Origin of the sequence: Prauserella shujinwangii (genome assembly GCF_003001955.1) — a bacterium.
Lineage (GTDB): Bacteria > Actinomycetota > Actinomycetes > Mycobacteriales > Pseudonocardiaceae > Qaidamihabitans > Qaidamihabitans shujinwangii.
The window spans coordinates 174,427-195,549 of sequence record NZ_PVNH01000012.1; the positions used below are offsets into that span (position 1 = coordinate 174,427).

Genomic DNA, 21,123 nt, shown 5'->3' on the forward strand with positions numbered 1-21,123 from the left:
TCGCGGGAAGGGAGGTCATGATGACGGTCACCGTGATCAACCTGACACGCGAAGAACTCATCGAGAGTCGCGAGAAGCTGCTGCACGACCTTCGCATGACCACTGAGGAGTTACGCGACCGCGTCACCCACGAAACCGCTACCACGGCCGAGCGGGTCGCGCTGGAGCGGCTCGACGAGATCGCGTTCTTACTGGGCGAGCAGGATTGACCTTCGACCTCGACAACGCGGCAACCGGGTTCGCGCAGGAGATCCAAGATCGGCTTGACGCCGTCCTGCCTCCCAGCCCCAGCGCAGATCCGAGGCTGCGTCAGCTCAATGTGCTCGTCCAGGGCGACTTTCGCGTCATTCGTCCAGGCACAAGGGACAAGCCAGGCGGTATACCCCTGCTGCACAACGGCGAGCATGTCGCGGATCTCTGGCTCACGTACCACTGCGCCCCGGACCGGTCGCGGATGTTCCTGGCGACGCGCAAGTCCACTTTTCAGCTGTCTTCCCGCCAGGAGGGCACCCCGCTGCTGAGAGTGGACTACGTGCACGATGCCCACTCCATCCCGGCCGCGCACTGGAACGTGCACGCGGAACGCGGCGCGACCTCGGTCCTGCTCGCCCGCTGCAATCCACAACATGAAGGACTGCTCTCCCGCGTGCACCTCCCTGTTGGAGGCACGCGACACCGCCCGTGTCTCGAGGACTTCCTCGAGATGCTCATCGTCGAATTCAGGATCGACACACTCCCGAAGTGGGAGCAGGAGATCCACGCCGGACGCGAGCGCTGGCGCACGTTCCAGACCAGAGCGATCGTCCGGGACTCGCCTCGAGAGGCAGCGGATGTGCTGCGCAGACTCGGGTACACCGTCACCGAACCCGCAGGCGGACCCCCGGATCGCAACCTGGAAATGTTGCGCTGCCGCTGACCGACCCGGACGCGACGGCACCGCCCTCCTCGTGAGTGAGGAACGTGGTTCTCACCACGTTCCTCACTCACGAGGAGGCTCAGCCCTTGAGCAGGTTCCTGGCCATCACGAGGCGCTGGATCTGGTTGGTGCCCTCGTAGATCTGGGTGATCTTCGCGTCGCGCATCATGCGTTCCACCGGGAAGTCCCGGGTGTAGCCCGCGCCGCCGAAGAGCTGTACCGCGTCGGTGGTGACCTCCATCGCGACGTCGGAGGCGTAGGACTTCGCCGCCGAGGCCATGAACGACGCGCGCGCGTCGCCGCGCTCGGTGGCCGCCGCGGCGGCGTAGACCAGGTGCCGGGCCGCCTCGATCTTGGTGCCCATGTCGGCGAGCATGAACTGCACGCCCTGGAACTCGGCGATGCGCTGCCCGAACTGCTTGCGCTCCTTGACGTAGCCCAGCGCCGCGTCGAGCGCGCCCTGCGCGATGCCCAGTGCCTGCGCGCCGATCGTCGGCCGCGTGTGGTCGAGTGTGCGGAGCGCGGTCTTCAGCCCGGTGCCCGGCTCGCCGATGATGCGGTCGGCCGGGATGACACAGTTCTCGAAGTGGATCTCGCACGTGGGCGAGCCCTTGATGCCCAGTTTCTTCTCCTTGGCGCCCACCGAGAAGCCGGGATCGTCGGCGTGCACGACGAACGCCGAGATGCCGTTCGCCTTCTTCTCCGCCTCCGGGTCGGTCACGGCCATCACCGTGTACCACGTCGACTCGCCCGCGTTGGTGATCCAGCACTTGGTGCCGTTGAGTACCCAGGAGTCGCCGTCCAGCCGCGCCCGGGTGCGCATCGACGCGGTGTCGGAACCGGCCTCGCGCTCGGACAGCGCGTAGGACGCCGACGCGTCACCGGCGGCGATCGACGGCAGCACGGTCTTCTTCAGCTGCTCCGACGCCGAGAGCAGGATCGGCTGCGTGGCGAGCTTGTTGACCGCGGGGATCAGCGAGGCCGACGCGTCGACCCGCGCCACCTCCTCGATGACGATGCAGGCCGCGATCGCGTCGGCACCCTGCCCCTCGAACTCCTCGGGGATGTGCACGGCGTTGAAGCCGGACCGCACCAGCGCGTCGCGCGCCTCGACCGGGTAGCGCTCCTGCTCGTCGACCTCGGCGGCGTAGGGCGCGATCTCCTTCTCCGCCAGCGCGCGCACCGCGGCGCGCAGCTCCTCGTGCTCCTCGGCCAGCCGGTAGAGCCCAGGACCCTCGGTCACCAGCGCCACCTTTCTCAACGACAGTCGGTACCAGTGTCGATGTTAGCGGTCGTTCACACACGCGTCCTTGTGTCCTTGGCCGCATTGTTCCTACTGTCGAGTGATGACGATCACAACGCAGTGGTACCCGCCCGGCCTGCCCACGTCGCTGACCTACCCGGACGCTCCGGTCGGCTCGATTCTCGCCGCCGCCGCGGCCCGCTACGGCGATCGCATCGCGTTCCTGCACGGCGAGGACCACCTGACGTTCGCGGACACGTGGCGCGCGGCGTGCCGGTTCGCCAACGCCCTGCGCGAGCACGGCATCGGCCGGGGCAGCACCGTGGCCCTGCACCTGCCGAACTGCCTGGCCTACCCGGTCGCCTACTACGGGACGCTGCTCTCCGGCGCCACGTTCAGCCCGGCGAACCCACTGCTGCCGCCGCACGACCTCGCCGCCCAGCTGGCCGACTGCGAGGCCGCCGCCGTGGTCACGTTCGGCCCGGTCGCGGGCGCCCTCGCGCAGGCGGACGTGCCGCTCGTGCTCGTCGACCGGCCGACCACCGACGACCAGACCGACTTCGCCGCGTTCCACCGCGACGCGCCGGAGACGCCGCCGGACGCCGGCCTCGACGTGCACACCGACCTCGCGCACCTGGCCTACACCGGCGGCACCACGGGCCGCTCGAAGGGCGTCCGGCTGCCCCATCGCAACGTCGTCGTGAACACCCTGCAGTACGCGTGCTGGGGCACCGGCTCGGTGCCCGTGCTCGACGATGCGGGCCACCCGACGCTCGACCAGACCGGGCCGGCCGACGAGTGGCCCGTCCGGCTGGGCACCGGCATCGGCATCAACCTCACTCCCTGGTTCCACGCGATGGGCACGATCGGCGCCCTCAACGTCGCGGTGGCCACCGGCGGGACGGTGGTGCTGCACGACCTCTTCGACCCGCCCGCCTACGTGGCCGACGCCGAGCGCCTGCGCGTCACGTCGATGAGCGGTGCCCCCGCGCTGTTCGCCGCCCTGCTCGCGTGCCCGCAGTTCCACACGGCGGACCTCTCCTCGGTGCGGACGGTCACGTCGGGCGCCGCTCCGCTGGCCAGGGAGATGATCAATGCGCTGCAGCGGCGCCTCCCCGACGCGGTGATCGCGGAGGGATACGGCCTCACCGAGGTGACGATGGGCGCCACGCTCTCGCCGAGCTGGCGCTCCGGGACGCGCAAGGTCGGCTCGGTCGGGGTGCCGATCTTCGACACCGAGGTGAAGGTCGTCCCGCCGGAGGGCGGAGAGGAACCGCTGCCGCCGGACACCCCGGGCGAGGTGTGCATCCGGGGCCCGCAGGTGATGACCGGCTACCACAACCGGCCGGAGGAGACCGCCGCCACGCTCGTCGACGGCTGGCTGCACACCGGGGACATCGGCACCATCGACGACGACGGCTATCTGTCCATCGTGGACCGCAAGAAGGACATGCTCATCTACAAGGGCTACAACGTGTACCCGAGGGAGCTGGAGGAGTTGCTGGTCGCCCTGCCCGAGGTGGCCGCGGCCGCCGTGGTGGGCAGGCGCACCGCGGAGGTGGGCGAGCTGCCGGTGGCCTTCGTCGTCCGCGCGCAGGGCCACGACGTGACCGCCGAGGAGCTGCTGGAGCGGGTGAACGGGCAGGTGGTGCCGTACAAGCGGGTGCGCGAGCTGCGCTTCGTCGAGCAGATCCCGATGTCCGCCGCGGGCAAGGTGCTCAAGCGGGAGCTGCGCGAGCAGCTCACCTGACCGGCGCACCCGGCCACGCCGCCATCGCCTCGTCGACGATCTCCAGCAGCTCGTCGCGGGAGGCGCCGTCCCGCGCCTGAATGGACAGTCCGTACAGGACGGTGTTGTAGAAGGACGCCAGCGCGCCGGTGTTCGCGCCCTCGGGCAGGTCGCCGTCGGCGATGCCCCGGTCGAGGCGTTCCCGCAGCGATGCCTTGTCCTGGCGGCGGATCTCGGCCAGGAACTCGTGGACGCCGCGGTTGCCCGCCGAGCAGTTGGTGCCGGCCAGCACCACCATGCAGCCGCGGGGGACACCCGGTTCGGTGTAGGCGCACGCGTTGCGGCGGAGGTAGACCTCCACCGCCTGCCGCGCGGTGGGCTCCTCCCGCAGCGCGCGCTGCGCGGGCTCGCCCTCGGTCTCCAGGTACCGCGCCACGGCGCTGCGGAACAGCTCCTCCTTCGAGCCGAAGGCCGCGTACAGACTGGGCGAGCGGATGCCCATCACCTCGGTCAGCTCGCTCAGTGACGTGGCCTCGTAGCCGCGCTCCCAGAACAGGCGCATCGCCGCGTCCAGCGCGGCGTCCCGGTCGAACCCGCGTGGGCGGCCGCGTCCCGCCATCCGGCACCCCTTTCTGTGTCGACCATTACATATTAGTTGACGCCGCCAGGGCGCCGCCGCGACCATTTATGTATCGATTGATACAGAAAAAGGGGTACGACATGCTGGAAGGCAGGGCCGCGCTGGTCACCGGAGGAAGCCGCGGGATCGGCGCGGCGACGGCGCTGCGGCTGGCCCGCGACGGGGCGGACGTCGCGGTGACCTACACCACGGCGGCCGAGCGGGCGGAGACAGTGGTGGCCGAGATCGAGTCGCTCGGCAGGCGCGGGCTGGCGATCCGCGCCGACAACACCGGGACGGAGGAGGTCGCCGCCGCCGTGAACCACGCGGCCGCGGAGTTCGGACGGCTCAACATCCTCGTCAACAACGCCGGGATCTTCCCGCACGGACCACTCGCCGAGGTCACCGTGGCCGACATCGACCGCACGCTGGCCGTCCACGTCCGCTCGGTCCTGCTCGCGGCGCGGGCCGCGGTGGAGCACATGACCGACGGCGGCCGCATCATCTCGATCGGCAGCAACCTCGCGACGCGGGTGCCGGACGGCGGCACGACGCTGTACTCGGCGAGCAAGTCGGCCCTGATCGGCCTCACCCGGGGACTCGCCCGCGAGCTCGGCGAGCGGGGCATCACGGCCAACGTGGTCGACCCCGGCTCGACCGACACGGACATGAACCCCGCCGACGGCGAGCACGCGCACCTGCAGCGGCGACTGACCGCGCTCGGCCGGTTCAACGCACCCGAGGACGTCGCCGCCGCGGTCGCCTTCCTCGCGGGCCGGGACGGGCGCAACATCACCGGCACGTCGATCCTGGTCGACGCGGGCGCCAACGCGTGAGGGGCACGTCCGTGGCCTGGCTGATCCTGATCCTCGCCGCCCTGCTCGAACTGGTGTGGGCGTTCGCGCTGAAGCAGGCGGACGGCTTCACGCGGTTCTGGCCGAGCGTCACCGGGCTGGTCGTCGCGACGATCAGCGTGGTGCTGCTGACGCTGGCGCTGCGCGACCTGCCCGTCGGCACCGCCTACGCCGTGTGGGTCGGGCTCGGCGCCTTCGGCGTGGCGGCGATGGGCATCATCGCCCTCGGCGAGAGCGCCTCAGCAGCGCGCCTCGGCTGCCTCGCGCTCATCGTCGCCGGCGTCGTCGGCCTGCGGCTGGCCGACGGCTGAGCGCCGCCCGCGCGGCCGCCGCCGGGAGATCGCCACGCCGACGAGGCAGATCGCGCCGCCCACGAAACCGTAGGCCGTTGGCACCTCGCTGAGCAGCAACCAGGACAGCAGCACCGACACGGCGGGCACGGCGTAGGTGGACGCGCTCAGCCTGCCCGCGTCGGTACGCCGCAGCGCGTACGCCCAGGTGCTGAACCCCAGCGCGGTCGGGACCAGCCCGAGGTAGACCGCGCCCAGCACCGCGCTCGCCGGAGCGGAGCGCAGCTCCGCGACCAGCTGCGGGAGCCAGGGCAGCAGCGCCACGGCGCCGAGGACACAGCCGAGCCAGGTGATGGTGAGCCCGTCGGCGTGCCGGAGCGTGAACTTCTGGATCAGCACGCCCGCGGCGTACAGGACCGCGGCCAGCAGGCACAGCAGGACACCGGCCCCGTCGTTGCGGCCGCCGGAGCCCGCGGCGATGATCGCGACGCCACCCAGCGCGACCGCCGAGCCCACCAGGAGCGGCCGGGGGAAGCCCTCGCCGAGGAACAGCCCGGCGCCGAAGGCCACCAGCAGCGGGGCGATGTTCACCAGCAGGGCCGCGGTACCCGCGTCGACGTGCTGCTCCCCCGCGTTGAGCGCGACCGTGTAGCCGGCCAGCCACAGCACGCCGTAGAGGGCGATGAGCCCGAGCGCCTTGCCGGTCACCGGCATCCGGGTCGCGCGGCCGCGCCGGAGGAGGATCGGGACCGTCAACGCGGCGGCGGCCACGACGAGCCGGATGAGCGCCAGCGGCGCGGCGGAGATGCTGTGCCCGACGTCCCGGATGGCCACGAACGCCGACGCCCACAGCACCACGGTGAGCGCGGCGGCCAGCGCGGCTTTGGTCGAGGTGGACAGCCGGGGCGGGGCATCGAGTCGCTCGGTCATGCCACCATCCTCGCCCTGCGGTATTGAACAGCACAAGCGATGAGTTCTACACAACCGTTCAGTGTTTCTGTACTATTCGGAGCATGCTGGACGTCACCCGGCTGCGGCTGCTACGGGCCGTCGTCGCCACCGGATCGATCCGCGCGAGCGCCACGATGCTCGGCTACACCCCCTCCGCCGTGAGCCAGCAGCTCGCCGCGCTGCAACGGGAGACCGGGCTGCGGCTGTTCGACCGGGCGGGCCGGGGCATCGAACCCACCTCGGCGGGACAGACGCTCGCCGCCGAGTCGGAACCGCTGTTCGAGGCACTGAGCCGGGTGGAGGCCCTGGTCGGCGACCTCAGGGCCGGCCGGGTGGGCAGCCTGTCGATCGGCTACTTCGGATCGGCGGGCGAGGCGTGGCTGCCGCCGGTCGTCGCCGCCCTGCACACCGAGTTCCCCGAGCTACGGCTCGACCTGCGGATGACGGAGCGGCAGGACACCGCGTCGGCGGACCCGGACATCGACCTCTTCGTCGAGGGAGCGAAGGGTGAGCGCGGCACCCCGGCCGACGTGCGGCGCCTCGCCTCGGACCCGTACCTCGCCGTCGTGCCCGGCGACGACCCCCTGGCTGAGCTGCCGGAGCTGCCGCTGGCCGACCTCGCCGCCCGGCGCTGGGTGGACAACGACCTGCGCAACGGTCCGTGCAGGCGGATCCTGCTGGCCGCGTGCGCCGAGGCGGGGTTCACCCCGAGGTTCGCCGTCGAGACGCACGACTACCGCACCGCGATGTCGTTCGTGGCCACCGGCGTCGGCATCACCGTGATCCCGCGGCTCGGCATCGGCGGGCTGCCCGCCGGGCTGCGGTCCGTGCCGGTCGTGTCACCGACCCCGGTGCGGCACATCGCGGTCGCGGTGAAGAAGTCGATCGCGGACCACCCCGCCGCCCGGCGGGCCGTCGAGCTGCTGGAAGCGGGCATCTCACCTCGTGAGTGAAGAACGTCGTTCTAACCACGATCCTCACTCACGAGCTGCGAGCGCAGGGCCGCGTCCTTGTCCAGCACCAGCTGGGCCAGGTCGGACTGGAAGCGGGCCATCCGCTCCCGCAGCGCGGCGTCCCCCGCGGCGAGGATCCGCACCGCGAGCAGCCCGGCGTTGCGCGCGCCGCCCACCGACACCGTCGCCACCGGCACCCCCGCGGGCATCTGCACGATCGACAGCAGCGAGTCGAGGCCGTCGAGGTGCTTCAGCGGCACGGGGACCCCGATCACGGGCAGCACCGTCGCCGACGCCACCATGCCCGGCAGGTGCGCCGCACCGCCCGCGCCCGCGATGATCACCTTGATCCCGCGGTCGGCGGCCGAAGTGGCGTAGTCGAGCATCCGCTGCGGTGTCCGGTGCGCGGAGTAGACCCCCACCTCGTAGGGCACCGCGAACTCGTCGAGTGCCTGCCCAGCGGCCTCCAGCACGGGCCAGTCCGAGTCGCTGCCCATGATCACGCCGACGTCCGCGCTCATCGCGCCCCTTCCGTTCAGTGGTGGGAGTAGCCGTCGAGCCATTCCGCGTGGGATAGCCAGTGCGCGGCCAGCCTCGCTCGCTCCCGCAGGCTGTCGGTCAGCTCGCCGAGCACGTTGACGTGCCCCAGCTTGCGGCCCGGCCGCTCCCCCTTGCCGTACAGGTGGACACGGACGTCCGGGAACCGCGCGAACAGGTGGTGCAGCCGCTCGTCCGGCCGCATCGCGGGCGGCTCCGGAGCGCCGAGGACGTTCGCCATCACCGTCGGGGACAGCAGATCCGTGGTGCCGAGCGGGTAGTCGAGCACCGCGCGCAGGTGCTGCTCGAACTGCGAGGTCGCCGAGCCGTCCATCGTCCAGTGGCCCGAGTTGTGCGGACGCATCGCCAGTTCGTTGACCAGCAGCCCGCCGTCGGTCTCGAACAGCTCGACCGCGAGCACGCCGGTGACCCCGATCTCCTCGGCGATGCGCAGCGCGATGCCCTGTGCCTCGTCCACCTGGCGCGACGTCAGGCCGGGCGCGGGCGCGAGGACCTCGGTGTTGATACCGCCGGACTGCACGGTCTCCACCACCGGCCACGCGGCGCCCTGGCCGAACGGGGAGCGGGCGACGAGCGCGGAGAGCTCGCGCCGCATCGCCACCTTCGCCTCGACGAGCAGCGGAGTCCCGGCGTCCAGCAGTTCCGGCACCAGCCCGCGCGCCTGCTCGACGCCGTCGAGCACCCACACGCCGCGCCCGTCGTAGCCTCCGCGCGCGGCCTTGAGCACGACCGGCCAGGAGTGCTTCTCCGCGAACTCGACCACGTCGTCCACTTCGGACACCTCGGCGAACGGCGGCCCGGGGAAGCCCATCCCGGCCAGTGTCTCCCGCATGAGCAGCTTGTCCTGCGCCAGCGCGAGCGCGTCCGGCGCCGGCCGGACGGTGAAGCCCTCCATGGCCAGCGTCAGCAGGTGCTCTCCCGGCACGTGCTCGTGGTCGAAGGTGAGCACGTCGACCCCGCGCGCGAACGACCGCAGCGCCTCCAGATCGGTGTGGTGGCCGTACACCACCTCACCGGCGACCAGGCCCGCCGAGTCGTGCTCGCCCGCCGCGAGCACGCGCAGGGACTGACCCAACGAGATCGCGGCCTGATGCGTCATCCGCGCGAGCTGGCCGCCGCCCACCATGCCCACGACGGGAAGTCCGGTCCGAGTGTCCATAACGCACTCAGACTAGCTGCCTGCCCCGGCGCCATTCGCGGGCGGCCAGCGCCAGCAGCGCGGCTGTGGCGCCGAGCACGTAGCTGTTGCCCAGCGCGAACGCGACGGGTCCCCAGCGGAACTCGGCGTCGCCGCCGTTGGGCACCCACATGATGATCGCGGAGAGGAAGAGCACGGTGACCGCGGCCGCCAGCGCGTGGCGGCCGCGTACCAGCAACAGCACGGCGAGCGGCACGCACCACACCCAGTGGTGCGACCACGACACCGGCGACAACAGCAGCGCGTAGCAGGCGGTGACCAGCAGCGCACCGGCGGCGTCGCCCCGGCGGTGCAGCCGGACCACGAGCCACACGGCGGGCACCGCGAGCACGATCCCGGCGGCGAGGGCAGCGAGCGGCGACCACGGCGCCACCTGGCTGGCTCGGTTGACCAGCCCGCTCAGGGACTGGTTGAAGATCCAGTGCACGGCCCCGACCCGGTCCGGATCGAGCGCGTACTGCGTCCAGTAGCGCGCGGCGTCACCCGGCATGAGCAGGAACATCAGCGCCTGCAACCCCGCGAACGTCCCCACCGCCCGCACCGCCTCCCGCCACCGGCCCGTGAACACCAAATGCGGCACGAAAATCAACGGCGTCAACTTCACCGCCGACGCCACCCCCACCAGCACCCCACCCCACCGGCTCCCCCGAACCGACAACACCAGCACATCCACCACGATCAACGCCATCAACACCAGGTTGATCTGCCCCAGGAACAGCGTCTTCCACACCGGCTCCAGCAGCAGCGCGGCCAGCGTCAGCCCCGGCAGCAGCAGCGCCCCCGCGGGGCGGTCCGGGCCCGTCCCGAGCAGCGTGCGGACCACCACCGCGAGCGCGAGCACGGATCCCGCCAGCAGCACGCCCCACACCAGACCCGGGGGCAGGGCGGCCAGCGGCAGGAACAGCAGCACGGCGGCGGGCGGGTAGGTGAACGGCAGCGACACCCAGTCCGGCAGTGTCCCCAGCCGCAGGTCGGTGTAGACGGGGTCGCCGTGCAGGAAGGTCAGCGCGCCCGCGCGGTACACCGCGCTGTCCGCCCCGAGCCGCCATCCGGCGAGCCACGCCACCACGCCGAGCGCCAGCGCGAGCGCGACCAGCCCGCCCACGGCGAGACCTCCGGACGACCCGCGACGGGACGCGCCGGCACGCGGCGGATGGTCAGTGGGCAGCGGCCGCGTCGACATCGTCCCCCGGTTCCGTGCGGGCGCGCCGCCGCCACAGCCAGCGACCGGCGAGAACCACGGCGAGCGCGGGCGGCACCAGCAGGTAGGCGCTGCCCGCGACGAACTGCCAGAACTCCCAGTGCAGTTCGAGGTTGCGGCCGTTGGGCAACACGAGCAGCACGCAGCTGACGAACACGACGATCACCGCGCCGGCCGACAGCCAGCGCCGCCACGCCGTCGCCGGGGTGGTCTCCGGCAGCCGCGACACGAGCAGCACGATGAGCGGCACGCACCACACCCAGTGGTGCGACCACGACACCGGCGAGACGAGCAGCCCGTAGAACGCGGTGACCAGCAGCGCGGGGAGCGCCTGCCCGCGCCGGTGGAAGCGCAGCATCAGCCAGATCGCGGCCGGGGCCAGCAACGCGCCGATCCCGTACGCGGCCAGCGTCGCCCACGGCGCCAGGTCGGTGACGCGGTTGAGCAGCCCGTTCAGGGACTGGTTGCCCGCCCAGTGCATCGGGCCGATGCGGCCCTGCTCGGAGATCGTGTGGGTCCAGAACCGGACGGCGTCGCCGGGCGCCAGCAGGAACATCAGCGCCTGCAACCCCGCGAACGTCCCCACCGCCCGCACCGCCTCCCGCCACCGGCCCGTGAACACCAAATGCGGCACGAAAATCAACGGCGTCAACTTCACCGCCGACGCCACCCCCACCAGCACCCCACCCCACCGGCTCCCCCGAACCGACAACACCAGCACATCCACCACGATCAACGCCATCAACACCAGGTTGATCTGCCCCAGGAACAGGGTGCGCCAGACGGGTTCGAGAGCGAGGAAGACGACGGAGAACACCAGGGTGGCGCGGGCGGGTGTGGTCCAGCGCGGCAGCTCGCCGGAGCGGATCGGCAGCACGCCGATCGTCACGCGGATCACGAGCGCCATCGCCAGGATCGACACGGCCGCGAGCACACCCCACGCGACCTGGACGGGCAGCACGGCCAGCGGCACGAACAGCAGCGCCGCGGCGGGCGGGTAGGTGAACGGCAGCAGCGCCCAGAACGGCTCGGGCCACAGCGTCGTGCCCTCGTACAGCGGGTCGCCGCTGAGCAGGGTCACCGCGCCGGCCCGGTAGACGGCACTGTCGACCCCGAGGTGCCAGTCGAAGGCCCAGCCGAGCACCCCGGCGAGCACGAACACCGCCGGGGCGGCCGCCAGCAGCGCGATCGAGCGCGGGCGAACCGACAGCCTGCCGAACGACTCCCGCAGCGAAAGGCGCGGCGGCACCGGCGAGGACGGCTCACCGGGCGGTGTTCTGGGCAGGGTGTGGCTCACCGGACCAGGAAATCATGAACCGGACGAGCCCCGCCGCAAGCCCCCTGCCTGGTCACGACTCGTGAGTGAGAAACGTGGTTCTAACCACGTTTCTCACTCACGAGAGGTGACCAGGGCGTTCAGGTGTGGCGCAGCCGGTCGAGCAGGGCACACGCCTCGTCGTGACCGGTGGGCAGGCGCACCAGCCGGATCCGGGGCGTGCCCGCGTCGCGCAGGTCGGCGTCGACGTGCAGCCGCCGGGTCAGCGCCCGGCGCAGCAGCACCGCCCTGCCGGCGAGGCCGTCGTCGCGCGCGACCACGGCCGCCACCACCGACGCACCGAGCGCGGCCAGGCTCTCCCCGCCGTCGAAGGTCTCCCGCAACGCGTCCGCGGCGAGGATCATGCCGGTGAGCCGGTTCCAGCCGGGGGTCTCCCCGAGATCGACGGTGACCACGACGAGCGCGTGGGCCTCCGGCACCGGCCGCCCGTCCCGCGCCGCCTGCCGGTACAGCTCGCCGAGCCGGGTCCGCAGGTAGGCGATCGTGGGCAGGCCGGTCAGCGGATCGGTCACCTCGGCCCGGGTCGCACCGTCCAGTGCGACCTCCGCCCACGCCACCGCCGTCACCCGGATCGACCGGGCCGGGATGGCGTCGACGTCCGGCGCGACGAACCCGTCCTTCGCGTGCGGGTCGGCGAGCACCGCGTGCAGGGCGGCGAGGTCGGCGAGCGTCTCGGCCAGCCCGGCGCCCGCGCCGGCCCGCGCCCGGCCGAGCCCGGCCAGCGCGGTGGGCGCCGGATCGGCGCCGCCGCCGTCGAGCACCGCCGCGCACACCACGTCCACCTCGGGCAGCGCCCAGTCGCCGGGGAACCGCCAGCCGGAGGCGAGGCTCGCGGTGCGCCAGCGTGCGCGCAGCGCCCGCAGGGAGCGGTCGCGCGCGGCTCGCTCCAGCAGCGACCGGCTGCCGTACTCCGGCTGCTCGCCGTCCGGGTCGGGCAGCACGCCCTTCACCGGCCCGTCCACAGACCACCGCCCTTGTCCCGCTGCGACTCGTTCACCGAGGAGGGGACGAGCGCGGCGGCCACCTGTGACGGCGTTCGGGACTTCCGGTCATCGGGTGAACCCGCCTGCGCCCTTCGGGTCATCGGCTCACCCGCGAGGTGACGGCCCCGAGTCGCTGCGTCACACTTGGCGCTGCCTGGCCTCTTGACAGTCGAGAGAGGCGCCGCGAGAGGAGAACCGTGTCCACCGTTCCCGCCGATCCCGACGGCAACAGCGATGCCGAGCTGATCGCAGCGGTGCGGAACGGCGACCTGACGGCGTACGGCACCCTCTACGAGCGGCACGTCGCCGCCGCGGGCAACCTCGCCCGGCAGCTCACCAGGTCGACGGCCGAGGCGGACGACCTCGTGTCCGAGGCGTTCGCGAAGGTGCTCGACACCCTGCGCGCGGGCAAGGGGCCGGACAGCGCGTTCCGCGCGTACCTGCTGACCGCGCTGCGGCACACCGCCTACGACAAGACGCGCAAGGACAAGCGCGTCGACCTCAACGAGGACATGACCGCGGTCGGCGGGGCGGCGGCCGAGGCGCTGACCGTGCCGTTCTCCGACACGGCGGTGGCGGGGCTGGAACGCACGATGGCGGCCAAGGCGTTCGCGCGGCTGCCGGAGCGCTGGCAGGCCGTCCTGTGGCACACCGAGATCGAGCAGCAGTCCCCCGCCGAGGTCGCGCCGATCCTCGGGCTCACGCCCAACGGCGTCTCCGCGCTCGCCTACCGGGCCCGCGAGGGCCTGCGGCAGGCGTATCTGCAGGTGCACCTCGCGGAGACGGCCGCGGAGCGGTGCCGCGCCACGGCCGACCGGCTCGGCGCGTGGACCCGCGACGGGCTGTCCAAGCGCGAACGCGCGCAGGTGGAGACACACCTCGACGACTGCGCGCAGTGCCGCGCCCTGGCGGCCGAGCTCGCCGACGTCAACGGCGCCCTGCGCGCGGTGGTGGCCCCGCTCGTGCTGGGCGGCGCCGCCCTCGGCTACCTCGCCACGGCGGGGGCGGGGAAGGCGTCCGCCGCCACGGCCGGTGCGGTCGCCGCCGGTGCCGCGGCGGGCTCGTCGGGGGGCGCGGCCGCCGGTGCCGCGGCCGGCGGTCCCCGGCAGTTCGTGGGTGTGGCCGCGTCGGGGGTGGCGATGGCCGCCGCCGTCGCGGTGGCGCTGACCGCGGGCGGGGGCGCCCCGAGCATCCCCGCCGCCCAGCAACCGCCGCCCGCGGTGGAGGCACCGGCGAACCCGCAGCCACCACCGCGACCGCAGCCCCAGCCGCAACCACAACCACAGCCACAACCGCAGCCGCAGCCACCGGCGCCGGAACCCCAGCCGGAACCGGCGCCCCCGCCCCCACCGCCGCCCGCACCCGGCGCACCGGCGCCCGCGCCGGAACAGCCCCCGCCCGCGCCCCCGGAGGTCACCGCCGAGGGACCGCCCGGCGGGATCGAACTGGTGCCCGGCGCGGGCACGGTCGAGCTGCCGATCACCGTCCGCAACGGCGGCGGCAGCACCTCCGACCCGGTGGTCGTCACCCTGAACCTGCCTGCGGGTGTGTCCGCCGAGGGACCACCGGGCGGGGGCGGCGGCGCTCCGGCCGGAGCGCCGCGCCAGGCCGGGACGGTCGCCGAGACGGTCGACTGCCCGGGCGGCACCGGGACCGTGACCTGCCGCACCACCGAAGGGCTGCGTCCCGGGGAGTCCGCGGTGCTGCGCTTCCGGCTGCGCGCCGACGAGACCGCCCGGCCCGGCGAGGTCACCGGCACGGTGAGCTCCGGCAGCCCGGTCGAGGTGACCATCCGCGTGCCGGTGGCCGTGGCGGCCAGGGACGACGTGTTCCTGCAGGCCGCCAACGCGTGGCACCCGTGGAGCCGGACCGTGCGCGTCGTCGTCCGCAACGACGGCACGCAGCCGAGGACGGCAGAGGTCGGCACGGACACCGAGGCCTACCCGGTGATCGGCGGGCACCGGGTCGACTGCGGGTCCGGCACCGGCGCGATGCGGTGCACCAGCAGGGACCCGCTCGAACCCGGCGAGGAGCTGCGGTTCTGGATCAGCGTGCCGCAGACGTTCCGGCCCGTGGACGACGTGACGGTCACGGCCACGCTGGGCACGGCGAGCGCGGCGAAGACGGTGCGGTTCGAGTGCTGGTACCTGCGCCCCTGGTCGTGCCGCTGGCCGGACCCCGGCGGGCCGAAACCGGCGGATCCCCCGGCCTCGGCGACCGTGACGACCCCGACCACCGCGACGACCACGCCGACACCGACCGGGACCGGCGAGAGTTCCCCGCCCGGGGACGAGCCGGGCAGCACCCCCGGCGAGCACGGGCGGCCGGAGCCGACCACGCCGGACCGGCCCGCCCCCACGGCGCCCGGAGAGCTGCCCACCGAGCGGCCCGGCGACGGCGAGCGGACCGAGCCGGAGACGTCCGGCGGGCGGCCGTCGCCACCGGCCCCGCCCGCCCGGCACGAGCCCGACGACCCGCGGTGGTGGGACTGGGTGCCCTGGCTCGGCTGACGCCCCGCCCCGGGCGGTGAATGGCACATCGCCTGCGCTGAACGCAGGGGATGTGCCATTCACCGCCGGTCGCCGGAGTGAGGTCGTTCACCCCTTTGGCGGCACGGACGGGTGCCCGATGCGTAGACTGCCGTCGTGGCCGTTGTCGAAACCGTGCTCGCGCATGTGCCCGCACCCGTGCGGGCGCTGCTGGTCAGGCACCGGGAACTGCTGAAGTTCGCGATCGTCGGCGGCACCACGTTCCTGGTCGACAACGGCATCTGGTACCTGCTCAAGCTGACCGTGCTGGAGGCGAAGCCGACCACGGCGAAGGGCATCGCGATCATCGTCGCGATGGTCGTGTCGTACGTGCTCAACCGGGAGTGGTCGTTCCGCACCCGCGGCGGCCGCGAGCGGTACCACGAGGCGGCGCTGTTCTTCCTGATCAGCGGGTGCGCGCTGGTGGTGAACCTGATCCCGCTGTACGCGTCCCGGTACGTGCTCGACCTGCAGCAGCCGAACGTGTCGCTACTGGTCCAGGAGACGGCCGACTTCGTCAGCGGCTCGATCGTCGGCATGCTGCTGGCGATGCTGTTCCGGTTCTGGGGCCTGCGCAAGTGGGTGTTCCCCGACGAGCTGGGGCAGCGCCGCAACGAGGTCGAGGAGGAGCCCGAGCCCGCGCTCACCGGCGACCGGGCCTGACGGTCTAGCGCGGCACCCGCTCGGCGGGCCAGCGCACGTCGGCCACGTCGGCGGCCGTGGGCACCCGCAGGAACAGGCTGAACGTCGCGGGCCGCTTCACCGACAGCTCCAGCCTGCCGCCGTCGGCCTCGGCCAGCGCGCGCGCCAGCGCCAGCCCGACGCCCGTGGACCCGCCGCCGGAGAAGCCCCGGTCGAAGATGTGCGGGGCGAGGTCGTCGGGAATCCCGGCGCCGGTGTCGCTCACCTCGATCACCACGGTGCCCTCGGCGTCCGGGCGCCACGCGGTGACCGTGACGGTGCCCGCGCCGTGCCGCAGCGCGTTGTCCAGCAGCACGCCGACGACCTCCCGCAACCGGCCCGGCGTGGCCCTGGCCATGGGCGCGCCGGCCACCCGCAGCCGCAGCGTCCGGCCCTCGGCCCGCAGCAGCTGCCGCCACTCCTCGACGATCTCGGGCAGCGTGGCGGCGAGATCCACCGGTTCGGCACCGACCTCGCTGGCGGCGCGGGCGGCGGCCAGCAGCTCGTCCAGCGCCTCGGCCAGCCGGTCCGCCTGCTCCTGCGCGGCCTGGGCGTCCTCGGCGACATCCGGGTCCGGATGCGCGGCCAGCGGCTCCAGCCGCAGCTGCAACGCGGTGAGCCTGCTCCGCAGCTGGTGGGAGACGTCCCCGACGAGCTGGCGCTCGCGCTGCACGAGCTGCGCCAGCGCGGTGCCGGAGGCGTCGAGCGCCTCGGCGACCATGTCCAGCTCGCCGACCCCGTAGCGCCGCGGGTCGGGCCGGAAGTCGCCGCCGCCGAGCCGCGCGGCCCGGCCCGCGACGTGCCGGAGCGGCTGGGCCAGGCGCTGCGCGGTGACCGTGGCCACGATCGTGCCGATGCCCACGGACAGCACCACGAGCAGCATCACCGCCACAGCCACCTGGGTCTGCCTGGTCCGCAGCGGGGTCGCCGGGATGGCGAGCTGCACCGTGCCGCCCTTCGCGATCGGCACGCTCTCCACGACGACGTCGTCGCCGGGGTCGGTGCCGTAGCGCAGCGGTTCGGCGCCGGGCCGCCGGACGACGAGCTCCCCCGCCCTGGGCACGGCCGCGCGCACCGGCTGCAGGTCCAGCGGCCGGGAGTCGGCGAGCTGGTCGTCCAGGATCGCGGCGATCCGCTGGGCGTTGGACGCCAGGTCCTCGCGGGCCAGGTTCTCCACCAGCAGCAGCCCGGTCACCCCGAGCGGGACCCCGAGCGCGGTGCCCGTGACGGCGACCGCGAGGAGGATGGCGAGCAGGATCCGGCGGCGCACGGGTCACTCGGTGTTGAAGCGGAACCCGACGCCGCGCACGGTCGCGATGCGCTCGCCGTCACCGGGTTTCGGGGCCTGTCCCGTGGCCTCCTCGACGGCGATGGCGAGCTTGCGCCGCAGCCACGACATGTGCATGTCGAGGGTCTTCGAGGTCTTCGACTCCAGGTCGTTCCACACCTCGGCCAGGATCTCGTCCCGGCTGACGACGTGCCCGGCCCGGCTCATCAGGACGCGCAGCAGCTCGAACTCCTTGTTCGCCAGCGGGACCTCCTGGCCCTCGACCGTGACCAGCCGCGCTCCCACGTCCATCCGCACCCCGCCCACGTCGAGCACCTCCGGCACCCGCCTGCGCAGCAGCGCCCGGATCCGCGCCAGCAGTTCCGCCAGCCGGAACGGCTTGGCCACGTAGTCGTCGGCGCCCGCGTCGAGGCCGACCACGAAGTCCACCTCGTCGGTCCGCGCGGTGAGCATGAGCACCGGGATCTCGGCCCCGCCCGCCCGGAGTCTGCGGCAGACCTCCAGTCCGTCCATGCCGGGCAGGCCGAGGTCGAGGACCAGCAGGTCCACCCGCCGCTGGGTACACGCCGCCAGCGTCCCCGGCCCGTCGGAGACGATCTCGACGTCGTAGCCCTCGCGCTGCAACGCCCTGGACAGCGGCTCCGCGATCGCGGGATCGTCTTCGGCAAGTAGGACGGTGCTCACCTCGCCAACTCTACGGTGGCAGGGCATGAAAACATCGTGACCGTGTCCTCCTACGGTGCCGATCTCACGCTGGCCGGCAGGCTCGCCGACGCCGCGGACAAGATCACCACGGCGCGGTTCCGCGCCCTGGATCTCGACGTCAGCAGCAAGCCCGACCGCACGCCGGTGACCGACGCGGACACGGCGGTGGAGGACGCGATCCGCACGGTGCTGGCGGCGGAGCGGCCCGGCGACGCGGTGGCGGGTGAGGAACGGGGCGGCGCCGCGGCGGCCCCCGGCCGGGTGTGGGTGCTCGACCCGATCGACGGCACGAAGAACTTCCTGCGCGGCGCGCCGGTGTGGGCGACGCTGATCGCGCTCGTCGAGGACGGCACCCCCGTGGTCGGCCTGGTGAGCGCCCCGCTGCTGGGCAGGCGCTGGTGGGCGAGCGCGGGTGGCGGCGCGTTCGTGCGCGACGACGCGGGCGAGCACCGGCTGTCGGTGTCCGGGGTGCGGACGCTGGCCGACGCCTACGCCTCCACGACCGACCTGGGCTCGTGGACCGAGTACCACTCCAGGGAGGCGTACCTGGCCTTCACCGACGCGTGCTGGGAGACCAGGGCGTTCGGCGACTTCTGGCAGCACTGCCTGGTCGCGGAGGGCGCGCTGGACGTCGCCGCCGAGCCGATCGTGAACTCGTGGGACGTCGCGGCGGCGCAGGTCCTGGTGACCGAGGCCGGGGGCCGGTTCACCGATCTCACCGGCGCCGAGCGGTTCGACGGCGGCTCCGCGCTGTCCACCAACGGCCACGTGCACGACGCCGCGCTCGCCCTGCTCCGCGTGCGCTGACGATCAGGGGAGCACGCCGACGGCGCCGCGCGCGACCTGGGCCCACGCGAGCCTGCCGAACAGGTAGTGGCAGGCGACCTGCTCGTTGGTGAACCGGGCCCAGTCGTAGCGGTTGCCCTGCTCCCGCCAGAACACCTCCCACGTCACCTCGCCGTCGTCGGTGGGCTCCTCGTTGCGCAGCAGGCACCAGCTGTTGTCCGCCTCGCTGCCGACCGACACCACCTCGTGCGGCACTCCGACCGCTTCCAGCCACCGCACGATCGACTCGGTGTTCACCGCTGTCCGACCTCCTCGAACGTGACATCCGCCAGGTAGCCCAGGATCACCAGCTCGGCGGCGGAGTAGACGGACCGGAACCGCTCACCGCCCCCCGGCTGGCCGAACCAGCCCGCCGACAGGGTGCGCCACATCGGCACCTCGCGCCGCACCCGGTACCGCCGGTAGCCCGCCGCCAGGTGCGACGGCGGCAGCGAGCGCCGCGCGAACGGCGTGCCGTCGGCCGCGAACACCCGGCCGTGCGCGGTGCCGAACCGGTCGAGCAGGGTCCCCTCCGGCAGCAGCACCGGCTCCCCCTCGGTGCACCCGCCCTCGGGGTAGCGCTCCCCCGGCGGCCACGCGTACTCGGGCCGCTCCCCGGGATGCACCAGGTAGCGGTGGTCCCACTCCCGTTCGGACAGGCCGCCGAGCGGGTCGTGGCCCTCGGTCAGCGCCGCGGGCGGGCACGGCAGCACCTCGGCCGGGGGCGGCGCGGGCTGCCGCCAGCCGTGGCGCAGCCAGGCCAGGGCGTGCCCCGGATCGAGGACGTCGGACCGGGGGTGGTCGTGCGGCGGGAACCGCAGCCCGGCCGCGTAGTCGACGTCCGCGGGCGGCGCGGGCAGCTGCCGGGCGGGGCGGTCGGTCGCCACCGGCAGGTGCCCGATCGGGAACATGTGCACGCAGAACAGGGCGATGATGCTCGCCCGCTCCTGCCTCGGCGAGCCGAGCGGCACGGGCGCAGCGGGCGGCTGCGGCCGGACCGGTTCCGGCGGCCTGCCGTGCGGCGCGTACTGGCCGGGCTGGTCCGGCTGCGGACCCCAGCGGGGAGCAGCGGCGAAACCCCCGCCCGCTCGGGGCGGCGGCTGTCCGGAGAACCCGCCAGGCGGCGGCCCAGCGGCCCCGGGTGGAGCTCCGGGGACGGGCCCGCCCACCGGGCCGCCCGCGTAGCCGCCGGGCGCGGGCCCGAACTGGGGCCCCGGCGGCGCTCCGGGCGGCGGGGGTGGCGGCGCGGGGGCCGGTCCGGGCCCCGGCGGGCCCGCCGCCGACGGCGCGGGACCCCCGGTGAATCCGGACAGGCTCGTCTGCGCGGGCGGGGTGGGCACGTCGGGGCGGAGCGAGAAGCCGGACGGCGGGGTCGGCGCGTCGGCGAACCCTCCCCCGGCGACGCCACGCGGGGGCGTGACGGCCCCGGGACCGATCGGGATCGGTCCCGTGTCGGCGTCGGCGGCGGGCGGCAGCGGGAGCGGGTCGGGCCGGAACGGCGCGGCCACCGGGGGCACGGCGGGCGGCTCGCCGGGCACGGCAGGCGCGCGCGGCGGCACGTCGTCGATCCGCACGTCGTCGGGTGGTTCCGCGAGCCCCGGCCGGATGCCCACCTCGGCGCCGACGGTCTCCACCGGGGTGAGGGCGGCCTCGACCACCGCCCCGGGCAGGCCCGTCACCGCGCTCAGCAGCCCCGCCTGCCCGTCCGCCGTGCGCGCGCCGGGGTGGGTGCCGGCCAGCTCCCCCGGCGGACCGCCCTGCCCCGCGCCGGGGCCGACCGCGTCCGCGAGACCGTCGGTGACCGCCCCGACGTTGGCCGCGGTGCCGCGCAGCGCGGTGTCCAGCCCGAGCAGGGCGGCGGGATGGCCGGCGTCCGCCGCCCCGGTCGCGGCGTCGGCGTGCTTGGCCGCGTCGACGAGCTGGCGCACCAGCTCGGCCTTGGCGGCGCCGACCTGCTCGGCGGCGTGCTCCAGACGCTGCGCGGCCTGTCCCGCGTCGCGCGCCGCGGTGGTGAGCCGCCCGCTGTCCGGCTCCACGAACCCCGACCACATCCGTCTGGCCTGGTCCGCGGCCGGACCGGACATCGCGGCGAGCGCGCCGTTCGCCGCGCCGTCGGCGTCGGCCGCCAGGGCGGTCAGTTCCCGCTCCGCGGTACGCCACGCCGTGGCCTGCTCGCGCAGCGCGTCCTCGTCCGCCTCCGGCCACCGCACCCCCACCTTCGCGGCGATGCCGGCCAGCTCCGCGGGCAGCTCGATCCCCATCGCG

At 73.8% G+C, this 21,123-nt stretch carries 21 protein-coding genes; 9 read left to right on the forward strand and 12 right to left on the reverse strand.

What is annotated here, in order from left to right; genetic code table 11:
• Positions 1 to 20 precede the first annotated feature (20 nt).
• Entirely contained in the window at positions 21 to 209 is a 189-nt protein-coding gene (locus B0I33_RS26500; RefSeq protein ID WP_106181737.1) for a hypothetical protein, read from the forward strand.
• On the forward strand, positions 206 to 916 hold the full coding sequence (locus tag B0I33_RS26505) for a hypothetical protein (RefSeq protein WP_106181608.1): 711 nt from the start codon (positions 206 to 208) through the stop codon (positions 914 to 916). The genes B0I33_RS26500 and B0I33_RS26505 overlap by 4 nt, the downstream gene beginning before the upstream one ends.
• Positions 917 to 995: 79 nt before the next feature.
• Here B0I33_RS26505 and B0I33_RS26510 read toward each other — a convergent pair whose 3' ends face one another.
• On the reverse strand, positions 996 to 2,159 hold the full coding sequence (locus B0I33_RS26510) for an acyl-CoA dehydrogenase family protein (protein WP_106181609.1): 1,164 nt from the start codon (positions 2,157 to 2,159) through the stop codon (positions 996 to 998).
• Between the two features lie 103 nt (positions 2,160 to 2,262).
• On the opposite strand from B0I33_RS26510, the gene B0I33_RS26515 reads away from it, so the two are divergent.
• Entirely contained in the window at positions 2,263 to 3,909 is a 1,647-nt protein-coding gene (locus tag B0I33_RS26515) for a class I adenylate-forming enzyme family protein (protein WP_106181610.1), read from the forward strand.
• Here B0I33_RS26515 and B0I33_RS26520 read toward each other — a convergent pair.
• Positions 3,902 to 4,507, reverse strand: coding sequence for a TetR/AcrR family transcriptional regulator (locus tag B0I33_RS26520; protein WP_106181612.1), 606 nt, complete (start codon positions 4,505 to 4,507; stop codon positions 3,902 to 3,904). The genes B0I33_RS26515 and B0I33_RS26520 overlap by 8 nt on opposite strands.
• A gap of 101 nt (positions 4,508 to 4,608) precedes the next feature.
• Between B0I33_RS26520 and B0I33_RS26525 the strand changes: the two genes are divergently transcribed.
• Entirely contained in the window at positions 4,609 to 5,343 is a 735-nt protein-coding gene (locus B0I33_RS26525; protein WP_106181614.1) for an SDR family NAD(P)-dependent oxidoreductase, read from the forward strand.
• Between the two features lie 11 nt (positions 5,344 to 5,354).
• Entirely contained in the window at positions 5,355 to 5,672 is a 318-nt protein-coding gene (locus B0I33_RS26530; protein WP_106181739.1) for a DMT family transporter, read from the forward strand.
• Here B0I33_RS26530 and B0I33_RS26535 read toward each other — a convergent pair.
• Positions 5,601 to 6,581 carry a DMT family transporter gene (locus B0I33_RS26535; RefSeq protein ID WP_106181615.1) on the reverse strand — a complete coding sequence of 327 codons (981 nt, stop codon included), beginning with the start codon at positions 6,579 to 6,581 and terminating at the stop codon, positions 5,601 to 5,603. The genes B0I33_RS26530 and B0I33_RS26535 overlap by 72 nt on opposite strands.
• An 83-nt stretch (positions 6,582 to 6,664) precedes the next feature.
• Between B0I33_RS26535 and B0I33_RS26540 the strand changes: the two genes are divergently transcribed.
• Positions 6,665 to 7,555, forward strand: a complete 891-nt coding sequence (locus tag B0I33_RS26540) for a LysR family transcriptional regulator (RefSeq protein ID WP_106181616.1) — start codon at positions 6,665 to 6,667, stop codon at positions 7,553 to 7,555.
• A gap of 11 nt (positions 7,556 to 7,566) precedes the next feature.
• Here the strand turns inward: B0I33_RS26540 and purE are convergent, their stop codons facing one another.
• The 5 genes from purE to B0I33_RS26565 form a co-directional block, all read right to left on the reverse strand.
• Complete coding sequence (gene purE / locus B0I33_RS26545; protein WP_106181618.1) at positions 7,567 to 8,076, reverse strand: 5-(carboxyamino)imidazole ribonucleotide mutase; 510 nt, start codon at positions 8,074 to 8,076, stop codon at positions 7,567 to 7,569.
• 14 nt (positions 8,077 to 8,090) lie between these two features.
• Complete coding sequence (locus tag B0I33_RS26550; RefSeq protein WP_106181620.1) at positions 8,091 to 9,272, reverse strand: 5-(carboxyamino)imidazole ribonucleotide synthase; 1,182 nt, start codon at positions 9,270 to 9,272, stop codon at positions 8,091 to 8,093.
• A 7-nt stretch (positions 9,273 to 9,279) separates the two neighbouring features.
• Positions 9,280 to 10,479, reverse strand: a complete 1,200-nt coding sequence (locus B0I33_RS26555; RefSeq protein WP_425440524.1) for a glycosyltransferase 87 family protein — start codon at positions 10,477 to 10,479, stop codon at positions 9,280 to 9,282.
• Positions 10,469 to 11,809: a glycosyltransferase 87 family protein gene (locus B0I33_RS26560; RefSeq protein ID WP_106181623.1), complete on the reverse strand. Its 1,341-nt coding sequence runs from the start codon at positions 11,807 to 11,809 to the stop codon at positions 10,469 to 10,471. The genes B0I33_RS26555 and B0I33_RS26560 overlap by 11 nt, the downstream gene beginning before the upstream one ends.
• A gap of 119 nt (positions 11,810 to 11,928) precedes the next feature.
• Positions 11,929 to 12,786, reverse strand: coding sequence for a GGDEF domain-containing protein (locus B0I33_RS26565; protein ID WP_425440525.1), 858 nt, complete (start codon positions 12,784 to 12,786; stop codon positions 11,929 to 11,931).
• Between the two features lie 242 nt (positions 12,787 to 13,028).
• Between B0I33_RS26565 and B0I33_RS26570 the strand changes: the two genes are divergently transcribed.
• Positions 13,029 to 15,341, forward strand: a complete 2,313-nt coding sequence (locus tag B0I33_RS26570; protein ID WP_106181625.1) for a sigma-70 family RNA polymerase sigma factor — start codon at positions 13,029 to 13,031, stop codon at positions 15,339 to 15,341.
• A gap of 135 nt (positions 15,342 to 15,476) precedes the next feature.
• Positions 15,477 to 16,022 carry a GtrA family protein gene (locus B0I33_RS26575; protein WP_106181626.1) on the forward strand — a complete coding sequence of 182 codons (546 nt, stop codon included), beginning with the start codon at positions 15,477 to 15,479 and terminating at the stop codon, positions 16,020 to 16,022.
• A gap of 4 nt (positions 16,023 to 16,026) precedes the next feature.
• Here the strand turns inward: B0I33_RS26575 and B0I33_RS26580 are convergent, their stop codons facing one another.
• Positions 16,027 to 17,310: an ATP-binding protein gene (locus tag B0I33_RS26580; RefSeq protein WP_106181628.1), complete on the reverse strand. Its 1,284-nt coding sequence runs from the start codon at positions 17,308 to 17,310 to the stop codon at positions 16,027 to 16,029.
• 3 nt (positions 17,311 to 17,313) lie between these two features.
• Positions 17,314 to 18,039, reverse strand: coding sequence for a response regulator transcription factor (locus B0I33_RS26585; protein ID WP_106181630.1), 726 nt, complete (start codon positions 18,037 to 18,039; stop codon positions 17,314 to 17,316).
• A gap of 9 nt (positions 18,040 to 18,048) precedes the next feature.
• Between B0I33_RS26585 and hisN the strand changes: the two genes are divergently transcribed.
• Complete coding sequence (gene hisN / locus B0I33_RS26590; protein ID WP_106181631.1) at positions 18,049 to 18,840, forward strand: histidinol-phosphatase; 792 nt, start codon at positions 18,049 to 18,051, stop codon at positions 18,838 to 18,840.
• 3 nt (positions 18,841 to 18,843) lie between these two features.
• Here hisN and B0I33_RS26595 read toward each other — a convergent pair whose 3' ends face one another.
• The gene (locus tag B0I33_RS26595; RefSeq protein ID WP_106181633.1) at positions 18,844 to 19,116 is read right to left on the reverse strand and encodes a hypothetical protein; all 273 of its coding nucleotides are present in this window, start codon (positions 19,114 to 19,116) and stop codon (positions 18,844 to 18,846) included.
• Positions 19,113 to 21,119, reverse strand: a complete 2,007-nt coding sequence (locus B0I33_RS26600) for a TNT domain-containing protein (protein WP_106181634.1) — start codon at positions 21,117 to 21,119, stop codon at positions 19,113 to 19,115. The genes B0I33_RS26595 and B0I33_RS26600 overlap by 4 nt, the downstream gene beginning before the upstream one ends.
• Positions 21,120 to 21,123 lie beyond the last annotated feature (4 nt).